The organism is Variovorax sp. 01T439_2 (assembly GCF_056398445.1).
In genome coordinates, this window is the sequence record NZ_JBFTPJ010001161.1 from 1 (window position 1) to 1582 (window position 1582).

The 1582-nt window shown below is 67.6% G+C and carries 2 protein-coding genes; both read left to right on the forward strand.

Annotated features, from left to right (window positions below):
* Positions 1–904 (forward strand): carboxylesterase family protein (locus AC1DOC_RS33050; RefSeq protein WP_478131495.1); only part of this gene is annotated, 904 nt, incomplete at its 5' end.
* 130 nt (positions 905–1034) lie between these two features.
* A partial coding sequence (locus AC1DOC_RS33055; RefSeq protein WP_478131496.1) for an AMP-binding protein occupies positions 1035–1582 on the forward strand: 548 nt, incomplete at its 3' end.

Consider the following 1582-nt stretch of genomic DNA (forward strand, 5'->3'; position numbering starts at 1 on the left):
GCTGCCGACCCTGGCGCCGGCAGCGGCTTCGCTCGCGCAGGGGCAGTCGATCCTCGAGAAGCTGCTCGTGGCCGACGGCACCGCCGCCGACGCGGCCGCCGCCAAGGCCTACATCGGCACGCGCACGCCGGCCCAGATTGCCGAGTACCTGCGCGCCCAGGAGGGTGGGGCGATGCTGGCCACGGTGGTTGCCAGCGGCCTGGGCAGCGTCGCGCCGATTCCCGACGGCGCGGTGCTGCCGGCCGATCCGATCGGCGCCATCGCGGCCGGCAACTACGCCAAGGTGCCGATGCTGGCCGGCAACACGCGCGACGAGGGCAAGCTCTTCGCCTCGCTGCTGGGAACCATCGGCTTCCCCAAGCCGGGCTGGATCGTCACCGATGCCCAGCGCTTCTCGATGATGTTCAACTTCGACCCCGATGCACCGCCCACGCTCACGGTGGCCGACATCATCGATGCGTCCTACCTTCCGGTAGACACGCCCGGCACCGGCTACAACGCGGCCACCGCCGCCATCACGAAGGGCCTGTTCGAGGCCAACCGCGACAACCTGCTCAACACCATGAAGACGCACCAGTCGAACATCTGGCACTACCGCCTCGACTGGGCGCAGGAGCCCTCGCCGTGGAACGACGTGTACGGGGCCGCGCATGCCTTCGACCTGCCGTTCGTGTTCGGCAACTTCAGCGGCTCGCTGCTCAGCAACGTGATGGGCGGCAAGGCCAATCAGGCGGGCCGGCTCGCGCTGTCCAGGGCGGTGATGGCCAGCGTCGGCGCCTTCATGCGCAAGGGCGACCCGAACACGCCCGAACTTGGTGCAACCTGGGCGACATGGCCGTCGCAGCTGCGGCTCGACGCCACGCCCTCGGCGGCCGTGGTCACGCCGGCGCAGGCCGTGCCTTGATCGGGCGCATCAATGAGCCGCTCCGTTCAATCCGGCAGTGCGGGTTTGTGTCATTGTGGAAGTGGCCGAAGCTTGCGTGAATCCGTTGTCCGCAAGCTTTCATGAAGTCATTTCAAAAAGGAGTCCGTAGATGCTGGGTTTGATGCAAGACCAACCGCTCTTGATCTCGTCGCTGATCGAGTTCGCCGAGCGCCACAACGGCGACGGCGAGATCGTCTCGCGCCGGGTCGAGGGCGACATCCACCGCACGACGTGGGGCGGGATCGCATCGCGCGCCCGGCAGGTGGCCAATGCGCTGGACGGCGAGCAGCTGCTGTTCAGCGACCGCATCGCCACGCTGGCGTGGAACGGCTACCGGCACCTGGAGCTGTACTACGGCGTGAGCGGCAGCGGCCGCGTGCTGCACACCATCAACCCGCGCCTGCACCCCGACCAGATCGCCTGGATCGCCAACCACGCGGAAGACCAGATCCTGTGCTTCGACCTGAACTTCCTGCCGCTGGTGCAGGCAGTGCATGCCAAGTGCCCCACGGTGCGCAAATGGATTGCCCTGTGCGACGCCGACAAGCTGCCGGCGGACAGCGGCGTGCCCAACCTCGTGAGCTACGAAAGCTGGATCGGCGGGCAGTCCACCGGCTACGACTGGCCCACCTTCGACGAGAACTCGGCCTCGAGCAT